The organism is Mesorhizobium sp. M5C.F.Ca.IN.020.32.2.1 (genome assembly GCF_004023105.1).
Lineage (GTDB): Bacteria > Pseudomonadota > Alphaproteobacteria > Rhizobiales > Rhizobiaceae > Mesorhizobium > Mesorhizobium wenxiniae.
Map to the genome: position 1 here is coordinate 1 of NZ_RZSX01000288.1, position 6,852 is coordinate 6,852.

Here is a 6,852-nt window from a genome sequence, read left to right on the forward strand (position 1 = left end):
GCTCCAGCGTGCTGAGCACGTAGTCCTCGTTCTTTCCCGACTGGCCGACGGCGCCGCGAACGACGGTCGCCGCATCGGCCGCATCGAGCGCACCGGCATATTGCTCGTGGGTTCGGTCGACGACATAGGCGACAGCCGAGACCGTCTCGCCCCCGTCCGTCTCGCCGCCACCCTTATCGCCGCCGCCCTTATCGCCACCCCCCTTATCGCCGCCACCCTTATCGCCATTGTCGAGGCGAATGCTAAGCATGCGCTCGAGATAGACATTGGTGACCAGCTCGCGCTCGCGCAGATAGGTGATGACCTCGTTGCGCAGATCGCCGGGGACGCGGAAGGCCAGCCCGATGCAGGAGCCGCCACGGTCGAGGCCGAGCACCAGGCCGGGCCGTTCGCGCGTGCCGCGATGCACGAAGGAGTAGACGCACAGCGAGCGGCGGTAGCCATGGAGGCGGGCGCGCCGCGTCTCGACATGCGCAAATCCCGGCCGCCAGATCAGCGAACCGTAGCCAAAAACCCAAAAATCGCCCATATCGCCAAGCCTGTTGCAGCACCGCACTGGAATCGGTGTTTTTATCAATCCGTCTCCGTCTACCTGATGTTGCCGGAAACGACAGTCCCTCTCTGCAACACGCGCTAACGAGAGCCGCAGCATGACGTCAAGTGACGAGCGCCCGCCGAATTTTCGCCGCCGCCTCTTCTGGCTTGGCGCTTTCATCGTCGTGCTATTCGGCCTCTACAGCGCCGGCTGGTTCTACCTGGCAGACAAGATCAAGAGCGAAGCCGGCAAAGCGGTGGCCGAGCTCAACGGCAATGGCATCGAGGCGGACTGCGCCAATCTGACGGTCAGCGGGTATCCCTCGAGCTTCGCCGTTTCCTGCGACAGTCTGGCTTACCAGGACGACACAAGGAACGTCGCCGCCTCGCTCGGCAGCCTCCACGCGGCTACGCATATCACCCAGATCCTGTCGCCTGGCGTCGACCTGCGGGGACCGCTCAGGACCTCCGTGCCGGGGATGGCGCCGCTATGGATCGACTGGGATACTCTGCGAGCGAACGTGAAACTGTCCTGGCCGCTGCCCCGGCGCGTTTCACTGGAGGCGGAGAGCCTGTCTGCCCAGACCGATCCGGCGGATGGCACAGACCCGGTCGAGCTGTTCAGCGCCGGGACAGCGGCCGGACAATTGCGTCCGAACGGCCAGGACATCGACTATGCCGGGAGTTTTACCGATCTCGAAATCGACCCCGATGCCATCGATGGTCGCGTGCTGCCGCCGCTCGACGGCAGTGGCGACGTGACGCTGAAGAACGGCGCGGCGCTGATCAAGACACAAACAAAGAGCCTGCGCGGCCAGGCAGTCGATATCGGCAAGCTCGATCTGTCGTCGGGGACCGCGCGCGTCACCGTTTCAGGACCGGTTTCGATCGATGCCGACGGGCTGATCGACGCCGATCTGATGATCAAACTCAGCGACCCGAAGGCCGTGGCGGCAATCCTCGGCAAGGCCATTCCCGAGCAGAAGAGCCAGATCAAAACAGGCTTTGCCGGGCTGGCGCTGCTAGGCAACGAACCGTCGATGCCGCTCAAGATCGTCAAGGGCAAGGCCTCGCTCGGTTTTATCCCGCTGGGCAGGATCGAGCCGGTCGATTAGACCATGGTTGCGACCTCCAATTTGGAAAACATCATGGTCGAACAGGAAGATAGATGAACCGCCCGGTGAAGCTCCTGAGTGTTGGCGCGCTGACGCTCGACACGATCCTACGCGTCGACACGCTTCCGACACGTCAGGGCAAGTTCATCGCGGCCGACGGCGTCCAGATCGCCTCGGGCATGGCTTCGAGCGCGGCCTGCGCCGCACGCCGTCTCGGCGCGGACGTATCGCTGTGGGCGAGCGCGGGAGACGACACCGTCGGCGATCAGCTGGTCGCCGGGATCGAGGCCGAAGGCGTCGATTGCAGCTTTGTCCGGCGCGTCACCGGCGCGCGTTCGGCACTGTCGGCCATCTTGGTCGATACGCATGGCGAGCGCATCATCGTTCCTTTCTATGACAAGCTCGCCCAGGCCGATCCCGAGGCGCTCCCCACCCAAGATCTCACCGCATTCGACGCCGTCCTGGTAGACGTACGCTGGCCGGGCGCAGCAGCTCTGGCCCTGGCGGCGGCGCGCGCAATCGGCCGTCCAGCCATACTGGACGCCGACACCGCGCCACGGGACGTGCTGGAACGCCTGTTTCCGCTCGCCTCGCACATCGTCGCGTCGGAGCCGGCGGCGTTCATCCTCTGCGGCGAGGAACAAGGCCCGCAAAAGGCCTGTGAAGGGCTGGCCGGACGCACCGATGCATTCGTAGCGGTGACGGGCGGCTCGGCGGGAAGCTGGTGGTTCGACCGCTCGGTCGCGTCCGTGCGCCATGTCGCGGCGCCAAGGATCAAGGCAGTGGACACGCTTGCCGCCGGCGATGTGTTTCACGGCGCCTTTGCCGTTGGTTTGGCGGAAGCCATGCCGATCGAACAGGCCCTGCGCTTTGCCAGCGCCGCCGCCGCGCTCAAATGCCTGCGTTTCGGCGGCAGGCTGGGCGCGCCGGACAGGGCCGAGACGCTGGCGATGATGGCCGCCCACTGGCCGGCCTGAGACAGCGGCGGGCTTTCAAATCGAATCGTACCGCCGCTCTGCCTTTTGTTTGAGCATCGGATTTCCCAAAATCAGTACCCACATTTGGGTCCGATGCTCTATCCCTTGGATGGGTGCTCGACCGCCTGCCGGCCAAAGTCCGGTACGTCGATGTCCTGGCCGGCCTCGATGATCGAGCGGCGGACGGCGCGGGTGCGGGTGAACAGGTCGAACAGCTTTTCGCCGTCGCCCCAGCGGATCGCCCGCTGCAGCGAGGCCAGATCTTCCGAGAACCGCGCCAGCATTTCGAGAATGGCATCCTTGTTGTGCAGGCAGACATCCCGCCACATGGTCGGGTCGGAAGCGGCAAGGCGCGTGAAGTCACGAAAGCCGGAGGCCGTATATTTGATGACCTCGGACTTGGTGACCGACTGCAGATCGTCGGCGGTGCCGACGATGTTGTAGGCAATGATGTGCGGCAGATGCGAGACGATGGCCAGTGTCATGTCGTGATGCTGGGAATCCATCGTATCGATGTTGGAGCCGCAGCGGCGCCAGAATTCCGAGAGTCTTTCCAGCGCCTCGGGATCGGTGCCGGGCAACGGCGTGAAAATGCACCAGCGATTCTCGAACAGTTCGGCAAAGCCTGCATCCGGACCCGATTTTTCGGTGCCCGCCAACGGATGGCCGGGAATGAAATTCACACCATCAGGCACATGCGGCTGCATCTGCGCGATGACCGACGCCTTGGTCGAGCCGACATCGGTGAGGATGGCGCCCTGCTTCAGCGCCGGTGCGATTTCCTCGGCGACCTCGCCCGAAGCGCCGACCGGCACCGAAACGATGACCAGGTCTGCATCGCGGACCGCCTCTTTCGCGTCCACAGTGTAGGAGGAGCCGAGATCGAGTTCGCTTGCCCGTGCCAGCGTCGTTTCGCTGCGTGTCGAGATAGCGACGTGGCGGGCAAGACCTTCGCGGCGGATGATACGGGCCAGCGACGAGCCGATCAGGCCGATGCCGACCAGCGCGATCTTTTCGAACATCGGTGATGTCATTGTCTCAGCTTTTCAGAAATGTCGTGAGCGCGGCGACAACGCCGCGATTGGCCTCTTCGGTGCCGATGCTCATGCGCAGTGCATTCGGGAAGCCGTAGCCGGAAACGCGCCGCAATATGTAGCCGCGCGTTGAGAGGTAGTCGTCCGCAGCCGCCGCCGAATGCTTTTGGTCCTCGGGAAAGTGGATGAGCACGAAATTGCCGACGCTCGGCGTCACCCGCAGTCCGAGCTTGGTCAACTCCTCGCTCACCCATCGCAGCCAGGTCTCGTTATGCGCAACGCTGCGCTCGACATGGGCGCGGTCGCGGATCGCGGCAATGCCGGCCTCGATCGCCGTCGCGTTGACGTTGAAGGGACCTCGCACGCGGTTAATCGCGTCGATGATATGCATCGGCGCGTACATCCAGCCGATCCGCGCGCCGCCGAGGCCGAGCTTGGAGAAGGTGCGGGTCATGACCACGTTTTCCGCGCCAGCCACCAGTTCGACGCCGGCTTCATAGTCGTTGCGGCGGACATATTCGGCATAGGCGCCATCCAGCACCAGAAGCACATTTCGAGGCAGGCCGGCATGCAAACGGCGCACCTCCTGGAACGGCAAATAGGTGCCGGTCGGGTTGTTCGGATTGGCGAGGAAGATGATTCTGGTCCGCGGCGTTACGGCGGCGAGGATCGCATCGACGTCGGCGCGCTCATTGGTTTCCTTGACAGACACCGGGACAGCGCCAGCCGACTGGATGTAGATCTTGTAGACCATGAAGCCGTGTTCGGTGATAACGGCTTCATCGCCGGGCGCGAGATAGGTCTGCGCAAGCAGGCCCAGAATCTCGTCGGAACCATTGGAACAGACGATGTTCGCCGGGTTGAGGCCATGCACCTCGGCGATCGCCTCCCGCAGGCGCTTGGCGGTGCCGTCGGGATATATGTCGAGTTTGGCTGCGACGTCGCGCGCGGCCTCTATAGCCGTCGGAGAGGGGCCGAGCGGGTTCTCGTTCGACGACAATTTATGGATCTTGGCAACGCCGGCCGGCGCCGTGCTCTTGCCCGGCACATAGGCTTCTATGTCCATGATCCCCGCGCGGGGCGTTGGACGTGCCTGATCCGATGGCTGGTTCATATTGCAAAAAATCCGTCGAGAACGTTTCCACCCGGAAGCCGCAGCGGAAATACAAGCCGTGGCCCGGAATGTCGAGAGCGTCAATTAAGGGTGAGCGACTGGCCGTTGACGCCGAGGCGCGGCGGTCCTAGAAGAAAGGCGAAATCCCGTGGTGATTTGGCCGGTCGGCTTGCAGCCACGTTAAACAACTCGCTAAAGGGCCGTTTGCATTCTGTAACCGGCTTTGCGAAGGCAATGCCGGTTTTTGTTGTCCGTTGCCGGCCGGACAACCGCATCGCCCGAAAATCGGAATCGATTTTCGGAAAGCGCGATGGGTAATATAAGAGGATGCGATGGTCGCGCTGCGCACTAAAAGAACCAACAACGAGGCCGACCAACCGTCAAGCCCGGTGTTGCGCTTCGGTGCCGACAAGCCGCTCAAGCTCGACGCCGGCACGCTGCTGTCACCGTTCCAGATCGCCTACAAGACCTACGGCACGCTCAACGACGCCCGCTCAAACGCCATCCTCGTCTGCCATGCGCTGACCGGCGACCAGCATGTCGCCAGCACCAATCCGGTGACCGGCAAGCCGGGCTGGTGGGAAGTGCTGATCGGCCCCGGCAAGATCATCGACACCAGCCGCTTCTTCGTAATCTGCTCAAACGTCATCGGCGGCTGTCTCGGCTCGACCGGCCCCGCCTCGACCAATCCAGCCACCGGCAAGCCCTACGGGCTTGACCTGCCGATCATCACCATCCGCGACATGGTGCGGGCGCAGTTGATGCTGGTCGACCATTTCGGCATCGAAAAACTGTTCTCAGTGCTCGGCGGCTCGATGGGCGGCATGCAGGTGCTGCAATGGGCGTCGAGCTATCCGGAGCGCGTTTTCTCAGCGCTGCCGATCGCCACCGGCGCGCGCCATTCCTCGCAGAACATCGCCTTCCATGAGGTCGGCCGGCAAGCGGTGATGGCCGATCCGGACTGGCATGGCGGCAAATATTTCGAGCAGGGCAAGCGCCCAGAAAAGGGACTGGCTGTGGCGCGCATGGCCGCTCACATCACTTATCTGTCGGAGGCGGCCCTGCACCGGAAGTTCGGCCGCAATTTGCAGGACCGTGAAGCGCTCACCTTCGGTTTCGACGCCGACTTCCAGATTGAGAGCTATCTGCGTCATCAGGGCATGACTTTCGTCGACCGCTTCGACGCCAACTCCTATCTCTACATGACCCGGGCGATGGACTATTTCGACCTCGCCGCCGACCATGGCGGCCGACTGGCCGACGCCTTTGCCGGCACCAGGACCCGTTTTTGCCTGGTCTCCTTCACCAGCGACTGGCTGTTCCCGACCGAGGAGAGCCGCTCGGTCGTTCACGCGCTGAACGCGGCCGGCGCCTCGGTGTCCTTCGTCGAGATCGAGACCGATCGCGGCCACGACGCCTTCCTGCTCGACGAGCCGGAGCTGTTCGCGGCCATCAACGGCTTCATCGCCTCGGCGGCCCGCGCCAGGGGGCTCAGCGCATGACCCCTGAAGATTGCAGGCTTTCCGGACCGGCATCATGCGCCAGGCATCAGCGCATGACCCCGAAAAGTTGCAGACTTTTCGGATCCGGATCATGCGCCAGGCAAAAGGCGAGATCATGAGTGTCAACCACGCCCAGCGCGTCGACCTCGAAGTCGTCGCCGATCTCATCCCGCCGCAGTCGCGGGTGCTGGACGTCGGTTCCGGCGATGGCCTGCTGCTCGAATTGCTGCAGGCGACGAAGCAGGTCGACGGCCGCGGGATGGAACTGTCACAGCGCGGCGTCAACGAATGCGTGGCGCGCGGCCTGTCTGTCATCCAGGGCGACGCCGACAAGGACCTCAAATTCTATCCCGACAAGGGTTTCGATTTCGTCGTCCTGTCGCAAACCTTGCAGGCGACCCGCAACCCGAAGCTGGTGCTCGACGAATTGCTCAGGATCGGCAAACACGCCATCGTCTCCTTCCCCAATTTCGGCCACTGGCGGGTGCGCCTTTCGCTGTTCCTCGAAGGGCGGATGCCGGTGACCAAGGACCTGCCCTATTCCTGGTACGACACGCCCAACATCCATTTCTGCAC

7 protein-coding genes and 1 riboswitch are annotated in these 6,852 nt (G+C 63.4%); of the genes, 4 read left to right on the forward strand and 3 right to left on the reverse strand.

Annotation, left to right across the window (positions count from 1 at the left end; translation table 11 throughout):
- The coding region (locus tag EOA86_RS16115; protein ID WP_128342515.1) for a gamma-glutamylcyclotransferase at positions 1-529 on the reverse strand (529 nt) is incomplete at its 3' end.
- 121 nt (positions 530-650) lie between these two features.
- On the opposite strand from EOA86_RS16115, the gene EOA86_RS16120 reads away from it, so the two are divergent.
- The gene (locus EOA86_RS16120; protein WP_128342517.1) at positions 651-1,649 is read left to right on the forward strand and encodes a DUF2125 domain-containing protein; all 999 of its coding nucleotides are present in this window, start codon (positions 651-653) and stop codon (positions 1,647-1,649) included.
- A 53-nt stretch (positions 1,650-1,702) separates the two neighbouring features.
- Positions 1,703-2,626 (forward strand): PfkB family carbohydrate kinase, encoded by a 924-nt coding sequence (locus tag EOA86_RS16125; RefSeq protein WP_128342519.1) that lies wholly within the window; start codon positions 1,703-1,705, stop codon positions 2,624-2,626.
- A 98-nt stretch (positions 2,627-2,724) separates the two neighbouring features.
- Here the strand turns inward: EOA86_RS16125 and EOA86_RS16130 are convergent, their stop codons facing one another.
- Together EOA86_RS16130 and hisC are read right to left on the reverse strand one after the other, a co-directional pair.
- Entirely contained in the window at positions 2,725-3,660 is a 936-nt protein-coding gene (locus tag EOA86_RS16130; RefSeq protein ID WP_206630036.1) for a prephenate/arogenate dehydrogenase family protein, read from the reverse strand.
- 4 nt (positions 3,661-3,664) lie between these two features.
- Entirely contained in the window at positions 3,665-4,774 is a 1,110-nt protein-coding gene (gene hisC, locus EOA86_RS16135) for a histidinol-phosphate transaminase (protein ID WP_127212650.1), read from the reverse strand.
- Between the two features lie 138 nt (positions 4,775-4,912).
- Positions 4,913-4,990: riboswitch (SAM riboswitch) on the forward strand.
- Positions 4,991-5,106: 116 nt separating this feature from the next.
- Here hisC and EOA86_RS16140 point away from each other — a divergent pair.
- On the forward strand, positions 5,107-6,276 hold the full coding sequence (locus EOA86_RS16140) for a homoserine O-acetyltransferase (RefSeq protein WP_029348622.1): 1,170 nt from the start codon (positions 5,107-5,109) through the stop codon (positions 6,274-6,276).
- A gap of 115 nt (positions 6,277-6,391) precedes the next feature.
- On the forward strand, positions 6,392-6,852 hold a 461-nt coding region (gene metW, locus EOA86_RS16145; protein WP_128342523.1), incomplete at its 3' end, for a methionine biosynthesis protein MetW.

Coding starts and splice junctions, on each gene's coding strand:
- EOA86_RS16120 (WP_128342517.1), top strand. CDS start 651: ATGACGTCAAGTGACGAGCGCCCGCCGAATTTTCGCCGCCGCCTCTTC.
- EOA86_RS16125 (WP_128342519.1), top strand. CDS start 1,703: ATGAACCGCCCGGTGAAGCTCCTGAGTGTTGGCGCGCTGACGCTCGAC.
- EOA86_RS16130 (WP_206630036.1), bottom strand. CDS start 3,660: ATGACATCACCGATGTTCGAAAAGATCGCGCTGGTCGGCATCGGCCTG.
- hisC (WP_127212650.1), bottom strand. CDS start 4,774: ATGAACCAGCCATCGGATCAGGCACGTCCAACGCCCCGCGCGGGGATC.
- EOA86_RS16140 (WP_029348622.1), top strand. CDS start 5,107: ATGGTCGCGCTGCGCACTAAAAGAACCAACAACGAGGCCGACCAACCG.